The sequence below is a fragment of the Polaribacter pectinis genome (assembly GCF_014352875.1).
Lineage (GTDB): Bacteria > Bacteroidota > Bacteroidia > Flavobacteriales > Flavobacteriaceae > Polaribacter > Polaribacter pectinis.
Genome location: NZ_CP060695.1, coordinates 849,191 through 870,580, shown reverse-complemented (window position 1 = coordinate 870,580; position 21,390 = coordinate 849,191). Strand labels below are relative to the sequence as shown.

At 29.4% G+C, this 21,390-nt stretch carries 22 protein-coding genes; 9 read left to right on the top strand and 13 right to left on the bottom strand.

Annotated elements, in window-relative coordinates; all coding sequences use genetic code 11:
* Positions 1-35 precede the first annotated feature (35 nt).
* Positions 36-236 (bottom strand): helix-turn-helix transcriptional regulator, encoded by a 201-nt coding sequence (locus tag H9W90_RS04155; RefSeq protein ID WP_187483206.1) that lies wholly within the window; start codon positions 234-236, stop codon positions 36-38.
* 1 nt (position 237) lies between these two features.
* Positions 238-681 (bottom strand): hypothetical protein, encoded by a 444-nt coding sequence (locus H9W90_RS04150; RefSeq protein WP_187483205.1) that lies wholly within the window; start codon positions 679-681, stop codon positions 238-240.
* 120 nt (positions 682-801) lie between these two features.
* On the opposite strand from H9W90_RS04150, the gene H9W90_RS04145 reads away from it, so the two are divergent.
* Entirely contained in the window at positions 802-1,221 is a 420-nt protein-coding gene (locus H9W90_RS04145; protein WP_187483204.1) for a hypothetical protein, read from the top strand.
* Between the two features lie 69 nt (positions 1,222-1,290).
* Here the strand turns inward: H9W90_RS04145 and H9W90_RS04140 are convergent, their stop codons facing one another.
* The 4 genes from H9W90_RS04140 to H9W90_RS04125 are packed head-to-tail and all read right to left on the bottom strand — an operon-like array spanning position 1,291 to position 3,935.
* The gene (locus H9W90_RS04140) at positions 1,291-1,755 is read right to left on the bottom strand and encodes a MaoC family dehydratase (protein WP_187483203.1); all 465 of its coding nucleotides are present in this window, start codon (positions 1,753-1,755) and stop codon (positions 1,291-1,293) included.
* Positions 1,756-1,758: 3 nt separating this feature from the next.
* Positions 1,759-2,382, bottom strand: coding sequence for a trimeric intracellular cation channel family protein (locus tag H9W90_RS04135; protein WP_187483202.1), 624 nt, complete (start codon positions 2,380-2,382; stop codon positions 1,759-1,761).
* Between the two features lie 2 nt (positions 2,383-2,384).
* Positions 2,385-3,506, bottom strand: coding sequence for a DEAD/DEAH box helicase (locus H9W90_RS04130; RefSeq protein ID WP_187483201.1), 1,122 nt, complete (start codon positions 3,504-3,506; stop codon positions 2,385-2,387).
* A gap of 33 nt (positions 3,507-3,539) precedes the next feature.
* Positions 3,540-3,935 carry an acyl-CoA thioesterase gene (locus H9W90_RS04125; RefSeq protein WP_187483200.1) on the bottom strand — a complete coding sequence of 132 codons (396 nt, stop codon included), beginning with the start codon at positions 3,933-3,935 and terminating at the stop codon, positions 3,540-3,542.
* Between the two features lie 106 nt (positions 3,936-4,041).
* Here H9W90_RS04125 and H9W90_RS04120 point away from each other — a divergent pair, with 106 nt between their 5' ends.
* Entirely contained in the window at positions 4,042-5,379 is a 1,338-nt protein-coding gene (locus H9W90_RS04120) for an MATE family efflux transporter (protein WP_187483199.1), read from the top strand.
* Positions 5,380-5,501: 122 nt separating this feature from the next.
* Positions 5,502-6,068, top strand: coding sequence for a TetR/AcrR family transcriptional regulator (locus tag H9W90_RS04115; RefSeq protein WP_187483198.1), 567 nt, complete (start codon positions 5,502-5,504; stop codon positions 6,066-6,068).
* Between the two features lie 50 nt (positions 6,069-6,118).
* Here H9W90_RS04115 and H9W90_RS04110 read toward each other — a convergent pair whose 3' ends face one another.
* Positions 6,119-6,793: a DUF2461 domain-containing protein gene (locus tag H9W90_RS04110; protein ID WP_187483197.1), complete on the bottom strand. Its 675-nt coding sequence runs from the start codon at positions 6,791-6,793 to the stop codon at positions 6,119-6,121.
* A 57-nt stretch (positions 6,794-6,850) separates the two neighbouring features.
* Between H9W90_RS04110 and H9W90_RS04105 the strand changes: the two genes are divergently transcribed.
* Positions 6,851-7,675 (top strand): DUF1853 family protein, encoded by an 825-nt coding sequence (locus tag H9W90_RS04105; protein ID WP_187483196.1) that lies wholly within the window; start codon positions 6,851-6,853, stop codon positions 7,673-7,675.
* Between the two features lie 86 nt (positions 7,676-7,761).
* On the opposite strand, the gene H9W90_RS04100 is transcribed toward H9W90_RS04105, so the two are convergent.
* Genes H9W90_RS04100 through H9W90_RS04085 form a run of 4 tightly spaced genes read right to left on the bottom strand, consistent with a single transcriptional unit; the run spans position 7,762 to position 12,073 of the window.
* Entirely contained in the window at positions 7,762-8,874 is a 1,113-nt protein-coding gene (locus tag H9W90_RS04100) for an efflux RND transporter periplasmic adaptor subunit (RefSeq protein ID WP_187483195.1), read from the bottom strand.
* A gap of 19 nt (positions 8,875-8,893) precedes the next feature.
* A complete protein-coding gene (locus H9W90_RS04095; RefSeq protein ID WP_187483194.1) occupies positions 8,894-10,138 on the bottom strand; it encodes an ABC transporter permease in 1,245 nt (414 codons plus the stop codon).
* A 2-nt stretch (positions 10,139-10,140) separates the two neighbouring features.
* Entirely contained in the window at positions 10,141-11,373 is a 1,233-nt protein-coding gene (locus tag H9W90_RS04090; protein ID WP_187483193.1) for an ABC transporter permease, read from the bottom strand.
* Between the two features lies 1 nt (position 11,374).
* A complete protein-coding gene (locus H9W90_RS04085; protein ID WP_187483192.1) occupies positions 11,375-12,073 on the bottom strand; it encodes an ABC transporter ATP-binding protein in 699 nt (232 codons plus the stop codon).
* Between the two features lie 180 nt (positions 12,074-12,253).
* Between H9W90_RS04085 and H9W90_RS04080 the strand changes: the two genes are divergently transcribed.
* From H9W90_RS04080 to H9W90_RS04070, 3 genes are read left to right on the top strand one after another with little or no spacing between them, the layout of a single operon-like run.
* On the top strand, positions 12,254-12,670 hold the full coding sequence (locus H9W90_RS04080; protein ID WP_187483191.1) for a thiol-disulfide oxidoreductase DCC family protein: 417 nt from the start codon (positions 12,254-12,256) through the stop codon (positions 12,668-12,670).
* A complete protein-coding gene (locus H9W90_RS04075) occupies positions 12,670-13,326 on the top strand; it encodes an HAD family hydrolase (protein WP_187483190.1) in 657 nt (218 codons plus the stop codon). Before H9W90_RS04080 ends, H9W90_RS04075 begins: the two co-directional genes overlap by 1 nt.
* Before the next feature lie 10 nt (positions 13,327-13,336).
* Positions 13,337-13,987 (top strand): DNA alkylation repair protein, encoded by a 651-nt coding sequence (locus tag H9W90_RS04070; RefSeq protein ID WP_187483189.1) that lies wholly within the window; start codon positions 13,337-13,339, stop codon positions 13,985-13,987.
* Positions 13,988-14,201: 214 nt separating this feature from the next.
* Here H9W90_RS04070 and carB read toward each other — a convergent pair whose 3' ends face one another.
* Together carB and rpmH are read right to left on the bottom strand one after the other, a co-directional pair.
* Positions 14,202-17,057: a carbamoyl-phosphate synthase large subunit gene (gene carB, locus H9W90_RS04065; RefSeq protein ID WP_187483188.1), complete on the bottom strand. Its 2,856-nt coding sequence runs from the start codon at positions 17,055-17,057 to the stop codon at positions 14,202-14,204.
* A gap of 107 nt (positions 17,058-17,164) precedes the next feature.
* A complete protein-coding gene (gene rpmH, locus H9W90_RS04060) occupies positions 17,165-17,326 on the bottom strand; it encodes a 50S ribosomal protein L34 (RefSeq protein ID WP_187483187.1) in 162 nt (53 codons plus the stop codon).
* Positions 17,327-17,555: 229 nt separating this feature from the next.
* On the opposite strand from rpmH, the gene pyrG reads away from it, so the two are divergent.
* Together pyrG and yidC are read left to right on the top strand one after the other, a co-directional pair.
* The gene (gene pyrG, locus H9W90_RS04055) at positions 17,556-19,169 is read left to right on the top strand and encodes a CTP synthase (RefSeq protein WP_187483186.1); all 1,614 of its coding nucleotides are present in this window, start codon (positions 17,556-17,558) and stop codon (positions 19,167-19,169) included.
* A 150-nt stretch (positions 19,170-19,319) separates the two neighbouring features.
* On the top strand, positions 19,320-21,209 hold the full coding sequence (gene yidC / locus H9W90_RS04050) for a membrane protein insertase YidC (protein WP_187483185.1): 1,890 nt from the start codon (positions 19,320-19,322) through the stop codon (positions 21,207-21,209).
* The last annotated feature ends 181 nt before the right edge of the window (positions 21,210-21,390 follow it).

The following is a 21,390-nucleotide window of genomic DNA, read 5'->3' as shown; positions in this document are numbered from 1 at the left end:
ATTTAAATATGATGATGATAAGTAATAAAATAACTTTAATCATCTTCTTCTAATTTAAAAAACTCATTTACTGGTATTTTAAATATTGCTGATAATTTTAATGCTAAAACTGTTGATGGTACATACCTACTCTTTTCAATAGAATTGATAGTTTGTCTAGAAACACCAATTGCTTTTGCTAAATCATCTTGTGTTAAATCTAATATTGCACGTTGTACTTTAAGTGTGTTCTTCATCTTATTTGTTCATTCTTTTAAGTTGCCAGAAAAACATCAACTGAACTATTAGCATAAAAAATAATACTTGAAAATAACTAAAACTCTTCATTTCCTCATTTTGATTCAATAAATTCCCTACTCCATAATTAACCAAAGGCTGTACTAAAGAATATACAATTGCCATAATAAAAGCCAATCTATATGATTGAGATCGTAAACTGTCTATAAATTCATCTTCAATTTTTTCTTTTGATAAAGAGATTAGCAACAAACCAATTAATAATATTCCGTGCAAAATTGGTCTTATCCATTCAGAATCTTCAATATATTTTCTACCAATCATTAAAACAAAAGTTCCTATTGCAATAATGAGTCCTATCTTTTTAAATTGATTTCCTAGTTGAAATTTATTCATTTTTTCTAAATGACTTCTTTCTCTTTCACAAATTGATTGTTTCGACATCTTATTTATTTTACAATTAGACAAATTTACTTTATATAATGACAAAAATACTTTACATTTTATAGTTTCACAAGTTTTTTTACTACTTTTAATAAATCAACTAACTAAACTATTTTTATTATGACAGAAAATTTAAACAAACCAAGTAAAGCTTTTTGGGTTATTGGAGTGCTAGCACTTTTATGGAATCTCATGGGAGTTAGTGCTTATTTATTTCAAGCTTTGATAACAGAAGATATGATAGCGCAATTATCTCCAGAACAACAAGCAGAAATGTTGGTAGAACATCCTGCTTGGATTACTGCACTATTTGCTTTGGCTGTTTTTGGCGGATTTTTAGGTTGCATCTTCTTTTTGGCAAGAAAGAAAATTGCGTATTACCTATTTATTCTTTCAGGAGTCTGTGCTACAATTCAACAAGTTCATATTATGATGAATGCTGATTTAAAAATGTACGTAATGCCAATTATGATTATTGTTGTTTGCATTTTCTTAATCTGGTATTCAAAAAAATGTATTGCAGATGGAATTTTAAAGTAAAACTTTAAAATAATTAAATCTTAAAAGATGCCTTATAAATATTGATTTGTAAGGCTTTTTTATATTAAATTATTCAAACAAAGCAGCAATAAACTCTGCTACACAAGCTGGTTTTTGTTGCCCTTTTATTTCTATAGTACAAGAAAAGGTTACTTTAATTCCGTTGTTTGCTAACTCTTCAATTTCTTTTACAGAACTCAACATTCTTAATTCACTATTTACAGGAACAGGACTTGGAAAACGAACTTTATTTATTCCATAATTCAGTCCCATTTTTACACTTTTAATTGTAAAAGCTTCTTCTAACATTCTAGAAATCATGGCAACAGACATAAAACCATGTGCAACTGTGCTTTTAAAAGGACTCTCCTTCTCTGCCCTTTTTTCATCAATATGAATCCATTGTTTGTCTAACGTTGCGTTGGCAAAATTGTTAATCATTTCTTGGGTAATTGTGTACCAATTTCCTGTTGGTAATTCTTTACCTAACATTAATTTAAATTCGGAGAAATCTGTAAATTCTAATGGTTTCATTATTTAGTTTTTAGTAAATAAATCGTCTTTAATTTTTGGTAATTGCAATTCAAATTTTACAGCAACTGCTCTAATAATAACAATTACAGATGCAGAAATTATAAAAATAATATTTTCTGGAAATCCAAAATAATTCAAAATTAAATACGTAATTCCACCAGCTAAACATGCAGAAGCATAAATTTCTTTTTCGAAAATTAATGGAATTTTATTTGTTAAAACATCACGTAAAACACCTCCAAAAACTGCAGAAATCATTCCCATTATTAGGGCAATAATTGGGTGTAAACCAAAGGACAATGCTTTTTCTAAACCTAATAAAGTAAATACACCTATACCAACTGTATCAAACAAAAACATGGTTTTGCTTAAATGAGCAATTTTACTTTTAAAAAGAAAGGTAAAAACAACTGCAATTAAGATGGTCCAAAAGTAATTTAGATCTCCAATCCAATTTATTGGATGCGCATTTATTAATACATCACGTAACATTCCACCACCAACAGCTGTAACAAAAGCAATAATGATTACGCCAAATAAATCGAATCTCTTATCTGAAGCCACTAAAGCTCCACTAATTGCAAATGCAAACGTTCCAAGAATATCTAAAACGTAAATTAAATTCATTTTTATATATCTACTTCAGTAAATTTAATGTTTAAGTCTTTCTGAATTTCGTGAATTCTCTCAATTTCATAAGGCAAGACAAATGCTAAAGATATACCTGTTTTTCCAGCTCTTGCAGTTCTTCCACTTCTATGTGTATAGTAATCTAATTGTTCTGGTAATTGATGGTGAATTACAAATTCTAAATCTCTAACATCAATTCCACGTGCAGAAACATCTGTAGAAACTAAATATTGTAGACTTTCATTTTTAAAAGCACGCATTACTTTATCACGTTCTTTTTGTTGCATATCTCCTTCTAAAGCAGCTGCAGAAAAACCTTCTTCTATTAATTCATCTGCTAAATTTTGCGCTCCAGCTTTTGTTCTACAAAAAATGATACCTCTTTGTGCATCTCTTTTTTCTAAAAAGGTAATAATTTTCCCTGTTTTTTCTTTGATTGTAGTTCTAGCAAATTGATGTCTAATGTTTTCATTTACTAAAGAATCAGGATTTATTTCAACTCTTGGCGCATTAGCATCCATATAAGTTTTTACAATCTTTTTTATTTCTTCTGGCATTGTTGCAGAAAATAACCAAGTATTTCTGTCGTTTTTAGTTGTAAACTTTAAGATTCTATTCAAATCTTGTTTAAAACCCATGCTTAACATTTCATCAGCTTCATCTAAAACAACTGTTTTAACGTGACTGATATCTATATCTCCTCTTTCAATTAAATCGATTAATCTTCCTGGAGTTGCCACAACAACATGTGTAGTTCTTTTTAAATTACCAATTTGTCTGTCAATTTTTTCTCCACCAAAAACAGCTTCTACAAAGATTTTTTCTTCATTATATTTTGTAAACTTGAATAACTGCTTCTTAATTTGCTGCACCAGTTCTCTTGTTGGCGATAAAATTAAAGCCTGAATATTATCTGATGTAGCATCTATATTATTAAGAATTGGCAAACCAAAAGCTGCTGTTTTTCCTGTTCCTGTTTGTGCTAAACCAATAAAATCGGTTTTACCTTTTAATAAAATAGGTATTGCCTTCTCTTGAATTTCTGAAGGTTTATAAATTCCTAATTCTTTAATAGACTGTATATATTCTTTGGTAATACCTAATGCTGAAAATGTTGACATTTTTTCTCTAAATTTAATGCTGCAAAGATACTTTTATTTGTTTGGTTGTAATACTTTTAAAACGTTTTCTCTAATTCTTACTGGCTTATATGTTTTTGCATCTAACATTGCCCAAGTAGTTTTTGCTTTTAGTATTACAACATCATCTTTATAAAAATTAATATAACGTATAGAAGTAAAACCTCTTGTTTCTCCAACCCAGGTTTTACCAATAACTTCATCTCCTAAAACCGCTTGTTTTAAATACTCTATTTCGTGTTTCATAACCACCCAAACATATTCAGACAATGGATTATCTTTTGTTAAATAGGCTAAATGTTCAAAAGCAACAGTATCCATCCATTTTACATAGGAAACATTGTTTACATGGTTCAAATCATCTATATCAGAGATTTTAACTTTAAATTTTACACTAAAAACTGAATCCATTTTTTTTGATTTTAGCAAACTTAAAAATTTTAATACTTCTATAACAATTATTGATGTTTCATTTTAGATAAAATAAGGAAGATTCACGTTCTTTGTAAAACTTTATATGAATAAACTAGCAAGCGATTTAGGTACCGAAAAAATAAGTAAATTATTGATAAAACAAGCTGTTCCTGCAACAATAGGAATTCTTGTAATGTCTTTAAACATGATTGTAGACACCATTTTTGTTGGACAATGGATTGGTGTATTAGCAATCGCAGCAATTACTGTGGTTTTACCAATTGCATTTTTAATTTCATCTATTGGAATGGGAATTGGAATTGGTGGAAGTTCCATCATATCAAGAGCTTTAGGTGCTAATAATTCTGAAAAAGCTTTTTTAACGTTTGGAAATCAGATTTGTTTAACTGTAATTCTTGCCATTCTTTTTGTAACGCTTGGTAATGTTTTTAGTGTTCCTATTTTGAATTTATTCGGCGCAAAAGGCGATATTTTACCAATTGCATCAGAATATTTTGGGGTAATTATTTATGGAGTTCCTTTTTTAGCTTTTGCTATGATGGGAAATCCTGTAATTAGAGCAGAAGGAAAACCTAAATTTGCCATGTATGCAATGATGGTTCCTGCAGTTTTAAACGTGGTTTTAGATATTATATTTATAAAAGTTTTCGATTGGGGAATGTATGGCGCAGGTTTAGCAACATCTCTTTCTTATGCAAGTTGTGGTTTATATATTTTATATTTCTTTTTATCTTCTAAAAGTGAATTAAAAATTATCCCAAAGAACTTTAAATTAGATTTTAAAATTGTAAGAGAAATTGTTGAGCTTGGTGGAGTTTCTATCGTTAGACAAGGTGCAATTAGTATTTTAATGATTGTTTTAAATTATTCGCTTTTTACTTATGGAGGAGAAATTTCTATTGCCGTATTTGGGATTATCAATAGAGTTATGATGTTTGCTTTATCTCCTGTTTTAGGTGTCTCTCAAGGATTTTTACCAGTTGCTGGTTTTAATATTGGTGCAGAAAAAAATAACAGAGTTAAAGAAACTATTAAGAAATCAATCTATTTTGGGTCCATTGTAGGAACTATTATTTTTATAGGAATTGTTATATTTAAAGAACAAATTATTTGGGTTTTTACCAATGATGCAACATTGTTAGAAAAAACCCCAAATGCAATGTTAATTGTCTTTTTAGTAACCCCAATTGTAACGATGCAATTAATTGGATCTGCCTATTTCCAAGCTGCAGGAAAAGCGATGCCTGCATTATTTTTAACACTTCTAAAACAAGGAATTTTCTTAATTCCTCTAGCCTATTTTTTACCAATGTATTTTGGTGTAAATGGTGTTTGGTGGTCTTTCCCAATTGCAGATACACTATCTACAATTATTACAATTATCGTTTTAAAAAGAGAAGTAAATAAAAACCTTCAGTAATATTTCTCTATTTGTTAATATCCTTTTGATAAAATAGTTTCATTTTTGTTTTTTCAGTTTAAATAATGATTAATTTAGTAAATTACGACGATTATTTTTTTTGAAATAATCGTTTCAATACTATGTCTAAAAAAACTTCTTTTAATAAAGCTAATATTTTGAATAAAGTAACTTTACTTTTTTATTCAAAAGGGTATTGTGCTACTTCTATGGAAGATATTGTTTCTGTAAGTGGATTGAATAGATCTAGTATTTACAATTCATTTGGAAGTAAACTAGAATTGTTTATTGAGTGTTTTAACAATTGCGAATCTAAATACAGAAGAGATATTCAGAACATAATAATGGCTTCTACAAATCCATTAAAAACTATTCGAGAACTTTTAGAATTCTCTATTAATGAATCTAATAAAGAATACTTAATTCCGAATTATATTTCTGAAACAAATAATAAAGAGCCCCAAATAATTAGATTGGTAAAAAATCAACAATCATATATTTTAGATTTATTTGAAGATCTTGTAAAAAGAGGACAAAATTTAGGTTCTATAAACAATAGTAAATCTAGCAAAGTATATGCGAATTATTTGATAACTTCTTATTATGGATTGCAAATAATGAAAAGTGCTTCTGATATTGATTACAAACTTCAAAATGTAATTTACAATATCATTTCTGTGATAGAATAGGTGTGTTTTATTTTGAAACAATCATTCTAATAAAGTTATACTAACTTTTTTTAAATAATTCTTTCTCCGTTTAAATTTGTGGTTAGAATATCACTAAATAGATTAAAAAACGGACGCAAAGCTTTAAAACTTTTGTCTACTTCTTGTATAAAATTTGGAGATAAAACTTCCTCATCCGTAAAATTTTTGGTTGCAATAAAACCTTTTTTACGCAATAAATCTACATCTGGATGTTCTTTATCAAAACCTCTAGGAGCAGTTTTTAATTCGCTAAAACTTTCGAATTTTCCACCAAAATGTTTCTTGTAATTCTTCTCTTCTAAAATGTCTTTTATTTCTGATGCATCTAACTCAATTTCTTTACGAATTCGGAATAAGTCTTCTTTACTCGGTTCCCAAAATCCGCCAGCTAAAAAAGATTCTCCTGGTCTAATTCTTAAAAAATAACCACCTCTTAATTCTTTTCCTAATCTAGAATATGAATTTGCAAAATGAGCTTTATAAGGTGTTTTATCTTTAGAAAAACGAACATCTCTATAAATACGCATCATTTTAGATTTCTCTATTTCATCATGTTTTTGCAAGTTTAAATGAATCTCTGCAAATACATCTTTCGCATTTTGTTGCGCTTTTAAATAGGTTTCTTTGTGGTCTGCAAACCAATCTCTATTGTTATTTTTTTGTAAATCTTGTAAGTATTTAAAAGTAGATTTTTCGAATTGCATTATAGATGTGTTTTAAAAGTTCAATTTACAAAATAGATTTGTAACTTCGAATTTGAAATGCATCAAAAAACAAAAGACATTCAGAAAAGATATGATGGTTTTCTACAAACAAATTGTTTGTGGAAAGACAATGCTGTATATGATTTAAAGCAATTTAAAATCGAATCGAAATCAATGAAATTTGATACTGAAATCAATGAAAAACTACGTTTAGGAAAATACATTGAAAAGTTTGTTTCGTTTGAATTGGAACAAGAAACTACTATTGAAATTTTATGTGAGAATATTCAAATTCAGAAAGATAAAATTACATTAGGGGAATTAGACTGTATTATATCAAAAAATAAAAAACCTATTCATTTAGAAATTATTTATAAATTCTATTTGTATGATAACACCTTTGGTACAAATGAAATTGAACATTTTATTGGTCCGAATAAAAAAGATTCTTTGGTTGAAAAGTTAGACAAACTTAAACATAAACAGTTACCACTTCTCTACTCTAAAGAATGTACAGAGTATTTAAAAACACTGAATTTAGAAAATAACAAAATTGAGCAACAAGTCTATTTTAAAGCACAATTATTTGTTCCGTTTTCAAATAGAAATATCAAATTAAAACAATTAAATTCTGATTGTGTAATTGGTTTTTACATCAATAAAGATGAATTAAATCAATTTACAGAGTGTAAATTTTACATTCCTAATAAAAAAAATTGGTTGGTAATTCCGCACCAAAATGTAGAATGGCAATCTTTTTATCAATTTAAAGAAAATTCTTTAGAATATTTAGAAAGACAATTTTCTCCTCTTTGTTGGCTGAAAAAACCAAATGGAGAAATTGAAAAGTTCTTTTTGGTTTGGTGGAAATCATTAGATTAATTGACTGATAATCATTATTTAAAACAAAAAAAGAGAAATTTCATATATGAAATTCCTCTTTTTAAAATCAACTAATTGCTAAAAAATTAGTCTTCTTTTTTCTTATCGTCTTTAGAAGCTTTGTTCCAAATTTTAATTTCGTCATCTTTTGTAACTCCTTCTAAAACTTCAACATTTACTCCATCTGAAGTTCCTAATTTTAAAGTTTTCTTTTCATAGTTACCATCTGCTTGTTTTACTTCTACATAAGGCTCTTCAGTCTTTTTATCAAATCTTAACAATGCTTCTTTTATAGATAAAACACTATCTTTTTTTACTAAAACAATATCTGCATTTGCACTATAACCTGCTCTAATAAAGAATTTATCATCTAAAGAAACATCTGCTTTAATTTTAAATTGTACTGCACCACCTTCTTCAGTTCCTTTAGGCGCAATAAAGTTTAATTTTGCTGGAAACTTTGTTCCTTCAATGGCACCAATTGAAACTTCAATTTCTGTTCCTTTTACTAATTTACCAACTTCAGATTCATCTACTTTTCCTTCAAAAATCATTTTACTCATGTCTGCAATCGATGCAATTGTTGTTCCTGCATTAAAGTTGTTAGACTGAATTACTTGATCTCCTTCTTTTACAGGAATTTCTAGAATTGTTCCAGACATTTGTGCAATTATGTTTGTATTTGCACTTCCACCAGAACCTGCAGAACCTCTTTTTATTATTTGATAATCGTTTTGAGCATTTTTTAAATCTTGTTTTGCTTGATTATAAGTAAGCTCTACTCCTTCATATTCTGCTCTTGCAATTACACCTTTATCGAATAAATTCTTCGTTCTTTTATAAGAAACTGCTGAATTATTTACTCTTAATTTTGCATTATCTACTCTACCTTTAGCACTAATTAAAGATTGCTCATTAGGTACAACTCTTACGGTTGCAATTAAATCTCCTTTTTTAACTTTAGAACCTTCTAACAACAATACTTTGTCTATAATACCAGTTATTTGAGGTTTAATTTCAATTTCCTCTAAAGGTATTACTTTACCAGTAGCAACTGTTTTTTTAACAATTGTTGTTCTAAATGGAGTTTCAGTTTCGAATTCTACAATACTTTTTGCGTTCTTTTTACCGAACCAAATAAGTGCTGCAATAAAAAATACTGCAATAACTATTAAAATAATTTTTGATCTCTTGCTCATGATTTGTTGTTAATTGATTTTATTCTTCTCTTAATGCTTCTATTGGTTTTACTACTGTTGCCATATGTGCAGGAATTAATCCTATTAAAGTTCCTAACACTATTAATGTTACAAATGCAATTAATATAATTGGTATATTAACTGTTGGGTTTATTAAAGCGGCATCTTCTCCTTGTCCAAATGCTGTGTCTATTAAAAATAGAATTAATGCGCCAAAAACAATACCTAACATACCAGCAATGGTTGTTAAAAAAACAGATTCTAAAATAATTTGCTGTCTTATACTTTTGGGTGTTGCGCCTAAAGCTCTTCTAATACCTATTTCTTTTGTTCTTTCTTTAACGGTAATTAATAAAATATTACCAATTGCAAAAACTCCTGCAATTAAAGTAGCTATACCTACAAACCAAGTTAAAAACTGCATTCCTGTTAAAAAGCCAGTAATTTTCCCAATTTCTTTTCCTAAATTAACACTACCAAAAGCACGTTCGTCATCTGGATGCACTTTATGAAGTCCTTTTAAAGTAAGCAAAACATCTTTTTCCATTTGCTCTATATTGGTTCCTTCGTTTGCAGTAATCATCATCCAATCTACTTTATTGGCTGTATTATATACTTTTTTAAAAGTTGTAAAAGGTATGTATGCACAATCTCCATCAAAATCAATTGTATTAGAAGGTTTGTAAACCCCAATAACTTGATAACCAATAGCGTTTATTTTGATATACTGACCAATTGGAAATTCATCTTTATCAAACAATTGCTTGTACATATCTTCTGATATAACAGCTACTTTTGCAGTAGTTAGAATATCATTTCCATTCAAAAAACGTCCGTATAATAATTGTTTTTTCTGAATTTGATCTAAAATTGGATAATCTCCACTTACTTGAAAATTACCAGATTTAAAATCTTTTATAATTAAATTGTTTGTTTGATTTCTTGGAGCTAATAATTTAATTTCATCAGAATATTCAGACTTTAAAACATCTATATCATTCATTGTTAAACTAAACCTTCTACCTTCTTGAAAACCTTTAAAAGGTGTGTCTGTAGATTGTGTCCAAACAAAAACACTATTGGTTGCAAAATTACCAAACAGTTTGTTAAAACCATTCTCCATACCTCTTGCTGCACCTAATAAAACCACTAACAAGAAAATTCCCCAAAGTACACCAACAATAGTAATTGCGGTTCTCATTTTGTTTTTACGAATGCTTCCGTAAATTTCTTGCCAAGTATCTGAATCGAATAAAAATTTCATAATTAATCTGCTCTTAATGCTTCAATAGGTTTAATATTTGCAGCTCTTTTAGCTGGCACATAACCTGCAATTAATCCTGATAAGATTAATACAATAGTTGCTCCCAATACTATTCCTGGGCTTACACTTGGGTCTTTTATAAAGTAATCTTCTTCTAAACTATTACCAATTAAACTTAATATATAAGTTCCTAAAGACAGTCCTAAATAACCTGCAATAGTGGTAATTAAAACGGATTCTTGCACAACCATACCTACAATTGAAGATGGTACTGCACCCAATGCTTTTCTAATTCCGAATTCTTTAGTTCTTTCTTTTATTACAAAAATCATAATATTAGAAATACCTATTATTCCAGCAATTAAAGTTCCAGAACCAACAAAAATTACAATTAAATAAAGTACAAACATAAATTGCCCAACTCCTTTATTTGCTTCTGCCATATTTCTAACAGAAAGCGCACTTTGGTCATCTGGATGAATGTTTAACTTTTTACGTAAATCTCGTTCCATTTTATTTCCGAATGCAATTGCTGCATCTAGACTTAAATTTGGATTGTATCCTAAATTAATCTGACTGATATAATCGTTATTACCATACATCATTTGTGCTGTAGTAACTGGTATATAAGCCATTCTCTCTTCATTATCTCCTCCTTCATCAGAAAAAATACCGATAATTAGAAAAGAACTTCCGTTTACATTTACTCTTTTTCCTAAAGCAATTTTTTCTCCAAATAAATCCTTTTTAATTAATCTACCAATTACAATAACTTTCGATTTTTCTTTAAGATCTCTTTCGTTTAAATATCTACCTTCATCAATAATCGTTTTTTCTAAAAATTGATGATCTGGATTTACAGCTCTAATATTATAATTACTAGCCTCACTTTTATATTTTATAGAAAAATTCTTATAGATTCTTGCAGATTGATATTGAATTTTGTCTTCATATTCTTTTGCTACAAAATCATAATCATCATTTCTTAATTGAACTCTTCTTCCCGTTTGTAACCCTTTAAAAGGTTTAGATGTTTTCCAAACACGCACAAACATAGAGTTCTGTGCATCATCATTAAAAGCGTTAGTAAATGAATTACTTAACCCACTAACAACACCAAAAAGTAATGTGAATAATAAAATTGCAAAAGCAACTGTAAAACCAGACATTACAGAACGTAACCTGTTTTTATTTATACTTTGAAATATTTCTCTCCAACGATCTAAATCAAACATATTAAACGGCTTTAGCTTTTCCTACAGAAGTTATCTCGTCACTAATAATTAAACCGTCTTTTAAACGTACCACTCTTTTTGTCTGTTCTGCAACTTCTTCTTCGTGAGTAATTACAAAAACCGTCATTCCTTCGTCATTAATATCTTTTAACAAATCCATTACAGAATCTGTAGTAGTAGAATCTAATGCTCCTGTTGGTTCATCTGCCAAAACAACTTTTGGTTTAGTAACCAATGCTCTTGCAATTGCAACACGTTGTTTTTGTCCTCCAGAAAGTTCGTTTGGTAAATGGTTTGCCCAATCTTTTAAACCAACTTTATCTAAATACTCTAAAGCAACTTTTAAACGTTCTTTTCTTGCCATACCCTTATAATATAAAGGCAATGCAACATTTTCTAAAGCTGTTTTGTAAGAAATTAAGTTAAATGATTGAAAAACAAAGCCTAAAAATTTATTTCTTAAAATGGCTGCTTTTTTCTCATTTAAGTTCTTAATAAGCTGACCATTAAGAAAATAATTACCTTCATCATGTTCATCTAACAAGCCAACAATGTTTAATAATGTAGATTTTCCAGAACCAGAAGAACCCATAATAGAGACAAACTCGCCTTCTTTTATATGTAAATCTATTCCTTTTAAAACATGAAGTGAATCTTTACCAATAGGATAAGATTTGTGCAGTTGTTCTATTTTAATCATTGGTTGGTAGTTTGGATATAAAAGTATTGAATGCTATTGATTACGGTTACTAATTTTTTGTTAAAAGCAATAATTTTAAACATTAAATACAACCATAAGACGTCTTAAAATAAATAATGTTACAATAAAATTAAAAAAAGATAAAGTATCTTTGTTTTGGATAAAAAATAAAGGGTTTAAATGATTGATATTCCTAGAAATAAGAAAGTAATTTTATTTGACGGTGTTTGTAATTTATGCAATAATTCCGTTTCTAAAGTAATTAAATACGATAAAAAAAACACTTTTATATTTGCTGCAATTCAGTCTAATTCTGGACAACAAATTATAAATTATTTAAACATAGATACTTCTAAAACAGATTCCATTATTTTATACGAACCTGGTGATTCTTATGATGTAAAATCTACTGCGGCATTAAAAGTGATGCAAGATTTTGGCGGAGTTTGGAGCCTAACAACTCTTTTATGGATTTTTCCTGAAGGATTTAGAAATTTTGTCTACGATTATATAGCCAAAAACCGTTATAAATGGTTTGGCAAAAAAGAAAGTTGTATGATTCCTACACCAGAATTAAAAGCTAAATTTTTAGATTAATGAACTTACCAAAAGAAATAAAATGTGTCATTTTTGATATGGATGGCGTTATTATAGATTCTGAAGAAATACACAAAAAAGCTTATTACGAAACCTTTGTTTCTTTAGGTTTAGAAGTTTCAGATGATTTATACAAATCCTTTACAGGCTCTTCTACCATTAATGCTTTCCAAAGATTGGTGGCACATTTTAAGATTGATAATAATCCTGAAGAACTTGTTTTAGACAAAAGAAGACGCTATGTAAATTTCTTTGAAAATGACCCAAATTTACATTTGGTTGAAGGTGTAGAAGAAATTATAAAGTATTTCTACCAAAATGGAATTACCTTAATATTAGCTTCCTCTTCTGCAATGATAAATATTGATAGAGTTTTTAACAGATTCAATTTAAACCAATATTTTACAGCAAAAATTTCTGGCGCAGATTTAAAAGAATCTAAACCTCATCCAGAAATATTTAACAAAGCAGCTCTTTTATCTAAAGTAAAAAAAGAAAACTGTATTGTTATTGAAGATTCAGATAACGGAATAAAAGCCGCAAATGATGCAAACATCTTTGTTTTTGGTTATGCCAACAAACTATCTGAAGGACAAACATTAGAAAATGCAAATGCCGTAATAGAAGATTTTCATCAACTAAAAGAATTTGTTTAAAATACTTTAAATGACTGCTAAAGAATTTAAAACCACTTTAGACCTAATTACACAAGAATATGTTGCAAAAATTCCTAAAAGGGAAATATTTTCTTTGGCAAAAGAGTTTATAAGAATGCCTGTAAATGAAGTTGTTGAATTATTAAAATCTAAAAACGAAGACCATAAATTGGGCGCAATTTCTGTTTTAGATTGGAAAGCAAGACATAAAAAAACTTCTACAGATGAAAAAAAAGAAGTTTACAAAGCCTATATAAATAACCATCATTTAATAGATTATTGGGGTTTGGTAGACAGAGCAGCACCTTATGTTGTTGGTGGTTATTTATACGATAAAGATAGAACTCCTTTATACAGATTGGCAAAGTCTAAAATGCCAATGGAAAGACGCACAGCTATTGTAAGTACCTATTATTTTATTAGAAAAGACGAAATAGATGATACTTTTAAAATTGCAAAAATTCTTATAAATGACAAAGATGAATACGTGCAAAAAGCAGTAGGAAGTTGGATAAGAGAAGCAGGTAAAAGAGATGAAAGTAGACTAAAAGAATTTCTTAATAAATACGCAGCTTCTATGCCAAGAGTAACATTAAGGTACACTATTGAAAAATTAGATAGAGAAACCAAAGACTATTATTTAGGATTAAAAACTCTTTAATAAAAATTTAGTAAATTTCCTTTTAGTTGAAAAATGGAAACAACTGTTTCATAAAAAACAAGTGTTTTCCCTCTTTCATTTCTCCTAAAAAAAACCGAACTTCGCTAACTACGAATATAAGTCATTAAAACGATCTCATATTCGTGCTTACGTTAGCGAAAAACAAAAAAGCATCCTTAAAAAGGATGCTTTTTTCAATTATATTTATAAAATATTATTTATTCAAATACATTTTACGCCTAGAGTATAAATCGTAAAATTCGTCATCTTTTAGACTATCTATAAATAAGATGCTTTCTCCAGTAGATTTCATTTCTGGACCTAGCTTCTTGTTTACATTCGGAAACTTATTAAAAGAGAATACTGGTTGCTTAATTGCATAACCATCTAATTGTGGATTAAAATTAAAGTCTGTAACTTTATTATGACCCAACATTACCTTTGTAGCATAATTTACATACGGTTCTTTGTATGCTTTTGCTATAAAAGGCACTGTTCTAGAAGCTCTTGGGTTTGCTTCAATAATATAAACAATATCATCTTTTATGGCAAATTGTACGTTTATTAGACCTACAGTTTTTAATTCTCTTGCAATGGTATGTGTATGATCTTTAATTTGTTGCAATACAAATTCACCTAAATTAAAGGCTGGTAAAGTTGCATTAGAATCTCCAGAATGAATTCCACAAGGCTCTATATGCTCCATAATACCTATAATGTACACATTTCCATCAGCATCGCAAATTGCATCTGCTTCTGCTTCTATTGCGCCATCTAAATAGTGGTCTAACAATAATTTATTACCAGGCATTCTACCTAATAAATCTACAACATGTTCTACTAATTCTTCTTTGTTGATAACGATTTTCATTCCTTGTCCTCCTAATACATAAGAAGGTCTTACCAAAATTGGGAAATCTAATTGGTCTGCTAAAGTTAAAGCTTCATCTGCAGTTTCTGCAATACCGAATTCTGGATAAGGAATATTGTTTCTCTTTAACAATTCTGAAAAACTACCTCTATCTTCTGCTAAATCTAATGCTTCAAAAGAAGTACCAATAATTTTAATTCCATATTTCGTTAACTTTTCTGCTAATTTTAATGCAGTTTGTCCACCTAATTGCACAATAACTCCTTCTGGTTTTTCATGACGAATAATATCATAAATATGTTCCCAGAAAACTGGTTCGAAATATAATTTATCAGCAGTATCAAAATCTGTAGAAACCGTTTCAGGATTACAGTTAATCATAATCGTTTCATAACCACATTCTGCAGCTGCTAAAACTCCATGCACACAACAATAATCGAACTCAATTCCTTGTCCGATTCTGTTTGGTCCAGAACCTAAAACAATAATTTTCTTCTTATCTGTAACAATACTTTCATTTGCTATGGTAATTTCTCCATCTGCAGTTTCAATTTCGTTTTCGAAAGTTGAATAGTAATAAGGTGTTTTTGCTTTGAATTCTGCTGCACAAGTATCTACTAATTTAAATACACGTTGTACTTTTAATTCTTCTCTTTTGTTATAGACTTCACTTTCTAAACAGCTTAACATGTGTGCTATTTGTCTATCTCCATAACCTTTTTGTTTTGCCTCTAACAATAAATCTCTCTGAATTGTATCTATTGTATAAGTAGAAATCTCTTTTTGAAGTTGAAACAACTCCTCATATTGTTTTAAATACCACATGTCAATTTTTGTGATATCGTAAATCTGGCTCAAAGGAATTCCCATTGCAATTGCATCGTAAATTGCAAAAACTCTGTCCCAACTTGCATTGGTTAATTTCTCTATAATTTGGTTGTAATCTGTGTATCCTTTTCCGTCTGCACCTAAACCATTTCTTTTAATTTCTAAAGACTGTGTTGCTTTGTGCAATGCTTCTTGAAAAGAACGTCCAATTCCCATTACTTCTCCAACGGCTTTCATTTGTAAACCTAAAGTTCTGTCTGAACCTTCGAATTTATCAAAATTCCAACGTGGTATTTTTACAATTACATAATCTAAAGTTGGCTCAAATAAAGCAGAAGTAGATTTTGTAATTCCGTTTTCTAATTCATCTAAAGAATAACCAATAGCTAATTTTGTTGCTACTTTTGCAATAGGATAACCTGTTGCTTTTGAAGCCAATGCTGAAGAACGAGAAACTCGTGGATTGATTTCAATAGCAATAATATCTTCTTTTTCATCTGGCGAAACTGCAAATTGAACGTTACAACCACCTTCGAAATCTCCAATAGAACGCATCATTTTTATTGCCATGTCACGCATTCTTTGATACGTTTTGTCAGACAATGTCATAGCTGGTGCTACTGTAATAGAATCTCCAGTATGAATTCCCATAGGATCCATATTTTCGATAGAACAAATAATTACAACATTGTCGTTTTTATCACGCAATAATTCTAATTCATATTCTTTCCAGCCCATCATGGCTTTGTCAATCATCACCTCATGAATTGGAGATGCTTCTAAACCACGACTTAATAATTCATCAAAATCTTTTGGATCATAAACTATAGAAGCTCCTGCTCCACCTAAAGTATAAGAAGAACGAATTACTAATGGAAAACCAAATTCTTGGGCAATTTCTTTTCCTTTTAAAAATGAAGTTGCTGTTGCTTGAGGTGCCATTGGCACATCAATCTTTAACATTAACTCTCTAAACTGCTCTCTATCTTCTGTAATATTAATAGCATCTATATCTACACCAATTAATTTAACATCAAAATCTTTCCAAATTCCTTTATCATCTGCTTCTATACAAAGATTTAATGCAGTTTGCCCACCCATTGTTGGTAAAACAGCATCAATTTGCGGATGTTCTTTTAAAATTTGAATGATTGATTTTGTGGTAAGAGGCAACAAATAGATATGATCTGCCATTGAAGGGTCAGTCATAATTGTTGCAGGATTAGAATTTATTAGAATTGTTTCTATTCCATCTTCTCTTAATGAACGTAAGGATTGTGAACCAGAATAATCGAATTCACACGCTTGTCCAATGACAATTGGTCCAGATCCAATAATTAAAATTGATTTGAGGTCTTTTCTTTTTGGCATGTTAAGTTACTGTGTTTAATGAGTTTGTAAAAATAGTTAGCAGTTAGGTATAAAAAAAGGTGTTACTAAAAATAGTAACACCTTAATTATTAACAAATTGTTAATCATTATCTTTTATGTCTAGTTTCCGAAGAAACAGAAATTTTCTTTCTTCCTTTAGCTCTTCTTCTAGCTAAAACTTTTCTTCCATTTGCAGAAGCCATTCTTTCCATGAAACCATGTTTGTTTCTTCTCTTTCTCTTTGATGGTTGATACGTTCTTTTCGGCATTATATGTATTTTTAAATGTCTTCTAAATTTTTTATTTTTGCTTAAAGAATTTTACCTCATTTAAAGCGTGGGCAAATATACAACTGTTTTTATTTTTGACAAACACTATTTGAAAAAAAATTAAAAATATTTTTGTCTTGTGCAAAAGTACAAATTTTAGAAATGTTTTCACCTTTTTTATTTGACAGAATTTTTAGAGTTAGTACTTTTGCCCAAACCTAATATTACCATGCACAATACTAAATACGTTTTTGTAACAGGAGGCGTAACTTCATCACTAGGAAAAGGAATTATTGCAGCTTCTTTAGCAAAATTATTGCAAGAAAGAGGTTTTTCTGTAACCATTCAAAAATTAGACCCTTATATTAACATAGATCCAGGAACACTTAATCCTTATGAACATGGCGAATGTTATGTTACTGATGATGGTGCAGAAACTGATTTAGATCTTGGTCATTATGAGCGTTATTTAAACATTCCAACGTCTCAAGCAAACAATGTTACTACAGGTAGAATCTATCAATCTGTAATAAATAAAGAGCGTAAAGGAGAGTTTTTAGGAAAAACGGTACAAGTAATTCCTCATATTACAGATGAAATTAAACGTAGAATTCAACTTTTAGGTGAAACTGGCGATTACGATATAGTAATTACAGAAATTGGTGGAACTGTTGGTGACATTGAATCTTTACCTTATGTAGAGTCTGTAAGACAACTCCTTTGGGAAAAAGGAGAAGAAAACGCCATTGTTATTCATTTAACTTTAGTGCCTTATTTAGCCGCAGCTGGTGAATTAAAAACAAAACCTACACAACATTCAGTAAAAATGTTGATGCAAAGTGGTGTAAGCCCAGATATATTAGTGTGTAGAACAGAGCATGAAATTTCTGATGATATTAAACGTAAACTAGCTTTATTCTGTAATGTTAAGAAAGAAGATGTTATACAATCTATAGATGCAGAAACTATTTATGATGTTCCTAATTTAATGTTAGAGCAAAATTTAGACACTGTTGTTTTAAATAAGTTGAAACTTTCTTCTAAAGGTGAACCAGAATTAAAAGTTTGGAACAACTTCTTGAGAAAACATAAAAACCCTAAGCACGAAGTAGAAATTGCTTTAATTGGTAAATATGTAGAGTTACACGATTCTTATAAATCTATTACAGAAGCTTTTATTCACGCAGGCTCTTCTAACGAAACTAAAGTGAAAGTACGTTGGGTACATTCAGAAAGCTTAACACCTAAAAATGCAGAGAAAAAATTACAAGGTGTAAACGGAATTTTAGTTGCTCCTGGTTTTGGAGATAGAGGAATTGAAGGAAAAATTAGAGCTGTAAAATATGCACGTGAAAACAACATTCCTTTCTTCGGAATTTGTTTAGGAATGCAAATGGCGGTTATAGAATATGCTAGAAATGTTCTTAATCTTGAAGGAGCTTCTTCTACAGAAATGAATAAAAGTGCAAAACACCCAGTTATCAACTTAATGGAAAGTCAAGAAAATGTAACTGAAAAAGGTGGTACAATGCGTTTAGGTGCTTGGGATTGCGAGTTAAAGAAAGGTTCTAAAGTTTACAAGGCTTATAAATCTGAATTAATTAGCGAACGTCACAGACATCGTTTCGAATTTAACAACGATTATTTAGAGCAAATTGAAGCTGCTGGAATGAAAGCTGCAGGAATAAATCCAAAAACTGGTTTGGTAGAAGTTGTAGAAATTGCTTCTCATCCTTGGTTTGTTGGGGTACAATATCATCCAGAATATAAAAGTACAGTGTTAAAACCACATCCTTTATTTGTAGATTTTATTAAAGCGGCTCTAAAACAATCTAAAATATAGCGTTTAAAAAACGGAACGTATTTTGAACTACAAACAACATCAACAATAACAGTAGTAAAATCAACTAAAATATATACAGTTTTGCTACATTTGTCGGCTTTTTCTTTTTAGAAAAACTTAAAAATGACAAATTGACATTTAAAATAAAACATGGAACAAAAAAAATTTGACGTTAATTCCTTTATTGGAATGCTTCTTTTAGGAGGAATTATTATTTGGTGGATGAATACCAACAAACCAGAAGAAGTAAATACTGAAACTACTACAAATCAACAAGTAGTAGATTCTTTAAAAAACACCAATTCTCAAAACACTTTTACTGTTAACGAACCTGTTTTTGCTAGTGATTCTTTAAAACAAGTTGCTTTAACAAATCAACTAGGTGCGTTTGCACAAAGTGCTATTAACGGAACAGAGGGAACTTCAGTTTTAGAAAATGAATTAGTAAAATTAACTATCGACAATAAAGGTGGGCAAATTAAAGAAGCGTTAATTAAGAAGTATAAAACATACGATTCTCTTCCTTTATACATGATAAAAGACAACAATGCGTCTTTTAATATTAATTTTGGAACAACTGATAACAGAATTTTAAATACAAAAGATTTATTTTTTGAACCAACTGTTACTAAAAACGGAGCGAACACAGTAATTTCAATGAAATTGAAAGTATCTGACACTCAATTTTTAGAATATAGATATGAAATTAAACCAAAAGAATATATGGTGAATTTCGCTGTTCGTTCGCAAGGTTTAAGTAATGTAATTAACTCTTCTAACCCAATTAATTTAGATTGGTCTTTAGATGGTTATAGACATGAAAAAAGTTTAAAGACAGAGAATACAATGTATTCTTACTACTACTATAAAACAGATGATGAAGTAGATTATTTAAACGCTGGAAATACAGAAGTTATAAATGATGTAGATTGGGTTGCTTACAAACAACACTTTTTTACTTCTAATTTATTAACAGAAACTCCTTTTAACAACGCAACTGTTACTTCTACAGACTTGGTAAAAGATGAAGAAATTGATACTGTTTTTACAAAACGTTATGAACTTAAAACTCCTTTAGCTTTAACTAACGGAGAATTAAATTATAACATGAAATGGTTTTACGGCCCAAGTGATTATAATTTATTAAAAACCTATGAAGGAACAGATTTAGACCAAACAGCAGATTTAGGTTGGGGTATTTTTGGTTTCTTAAATAGAACTGTTTTCTATCCTGTATTTAATTTATTAAAAGGTTTCTTATCTAACTACGGATTAATTATTATTCTAATGACCATTGTTGTTCGTTTAATTATGTCTCCGTTAGTTTATAAATCTTATTTATCAAGTGCAAAAATGAAGGTTATTAGACCAGAATTAACTGCATTAAATGAGAAATATCCTGGAAAAGAAAACGCTATGAAGCGTCAACAAGAAACCATGGCAATTCAGCGAAAAGCTGGTGTAAGTATGATGTCTGGTTGTATACCTGCGTTGTTACAAATGCCTGTATTCTTTGCTTTGTTTAAGTTCTTTCCAACAAATTTAGCTTTAAGACAAGAAAGCTTTTTATGGGCGCCAGATTTATCTTCATACGATACAATCTTTACATTACCATTTACAATTCCTTTTTATGGAAACCACGTAAGTTTATTCCCAATTTTGGCTTCTGTAGCAATTTTCTTTTACATGAAAATGAACCAAAGTCAACAAGCAAATATGCAAGCACCAACGCAAGAAGGAATGCCAGATATGAGTAAAATGATGAAGTATATGATCTACTTCTCTCCTATTATGATGTTATTCTTCTTTAACAACTATGCTAGTTCATTAAGTTTGTATTACTTTATTTCTAACTTATTAACCATTGCAATTATGTTGGTAATTAAGAATTATGTAATTGATGAAGATAAAATTCATGCACAAATTGAAGAGAACAAAAAACGTCCTGAAAAGAAGAAAAGTAAATTTAGAGAACGTATAGACTCTGCAATGAAACAAGCGCAAGAACAACAAGCGCAACAAAAAAAAGGTAAAAAATAGCAAGTAGCACTTGCAGTCAGATTATAAAAACCGAAACTTAATTGTTTCGGTTTTTTTTTGAGCTTGAAAAACTGGTTTTACTTAATCAATATTTTGGCTAAAAAAAAACTAACTTCGTAACGAGAACTTAACTTGTTTCTGTAACTAAACATTATAACGTTACCTTTTCTAGTTAACTTTG

Coding starts and splice junctions, on each gene's coding strand:
- H9W90_RS04100 (WP_187483195.1), bottom strand. CDS start 8,874: ATGAGCAAGAGATCAAAAATTATTTTAATAGTTATTGCAGTATTTTTT.
- H9W90_RS04145 (WP_187483204.1), top strand. CDS start 802: ATGACAGAAAATTTAAACAAACCAAGTAAAGCTTTTTGGGTTATTGGA.
- H9W90_RS04110 (WP_187483197.1), bottom strand. CDS start 6,793: ATGCAATTCGAAAAATCTACTTTTAAATACTTACAAGATTTACAAAAA.
- H9W90_RS04070 (WP_187483189.1), top strand. CDS start 13,337: ATGACTGCTAAAGAATTTAAAACCACTTTAGACCTAATTACACAAGAA.
- carB (WP_187483188.1), bottom strand. CDS start 17,057: ATGCCAAAAAGAAAAGACCTCAAATCAATTTTAATTATTGGATCTGGA.
- H9W90_RS04135 (WP_187483202.1), bottom strand. CDS start 2,382: ATGAATTTAATTTACGTTTTAGATATTCTTGGAACGTTTGCATTTGCA.
- H9W90_RS04155 (WP_187483206.1), bottom strand. CDS start 236: ATGAAGAACACACTTAAAGTACAACGTGCAATATTAGATTTAACACAA.
- H9W90_RS04105 (WP_187483196.1), top strand. CDS start 6,851: ATGCATCAAAAAACAAAAGACATTCAGAAAAGATATGATGGTTTTCTA.
- yidC (WP_187483185.1), top strand. CDS start 19,320: ATGGAACAAAAAAAATTTGACGTTAATTCCTTTATTGGAATGCTTCTT.
- H9W90_RS04090 (WP_187483193.1), bottom strand. CDS start 11,373: ATGTTTGATTTAGATCGTTGGAGAGAAATATTTCAAAGTATAAATAAA.
- H9W90_RS04120 (WP_187483199.1), top strand. CDS start 4,042: ATGAATAAACTAGCAAGCGATTTAGGTACCGAAAAAATAAGTAAATTA.
- H9W90_RS04125 (WP_187483200.1), bottom strand. CDS start 3,935: ATGGATTCAGTTTTTAGTGTAAAATTTAAAGTTAAAATCTCTGATATA.
- H9W90_RS04095 (WP_187483194.1), bottom strand. CDS start 10,138: ATGAAATTTTTATTCGATTCAGATACTTGGCAAGAAATTTACGGAAGC.
- H9W90_RS04140 (WP_187483203.1), bottom strand. CDS start 1,755: ATGAAACCATTAGAATTTACAGATTTCTCCGAATTTAAATTAATGTTA.
- H9W90_RS04115 (WP_187483198.1), top strand. CDS start 5,502: ATGTCTAAAAAAACTTCTTTTAATAAAGCTAATATTTTGAATAAAGTA.
- rpmH (WP_187483187.1), bottom strand. CDS start 17,326: ATGCCGAAAAGAACGTATCAACCATCAAAGAGAAAGAGAAGAAACAAA.
- H9W90_RS04150 (WP_187483205.1), bottom strand. CDS start 681: ATGTCGAAACAATCAATTTGTGAAAGAGAAAGAAGTCATTTAGAAAAA.
- H9W90_RS04085 (WP_187483192.1), bottom strand. CDS start 12,073: ATGATTAAAATAGAACAACTGCACAAATCTTATCCTATTGGTAAAGAT.
- H9W90_RS04130 (WP_187483201.1), bottom strand. CDS start 3,506: ATGTCAACATTTTCAGCATTAGGTATTACCAAAGAATATATACAGTCT.
- pyrG (WP_187483186.1), top strand. CDS start 17,556: ATGCACAATACTAAATACGTTTTTGTAACAGGAGGCGTAACTTCATCA.
- H9W90_RS04075 (WP_187483190.1), top strand. CDS start 12,670: ATGAACTTACCAAAAGAAATAAAATGTGTCATTTTTGATATGGATGGC.
- H9W90_RS04080 (WP_187483191.1), top strand. CDS start 12,254: ATGATTGATATTCCTAGAAATAAGAAAGTAATTTTATTTGACGGTGTT.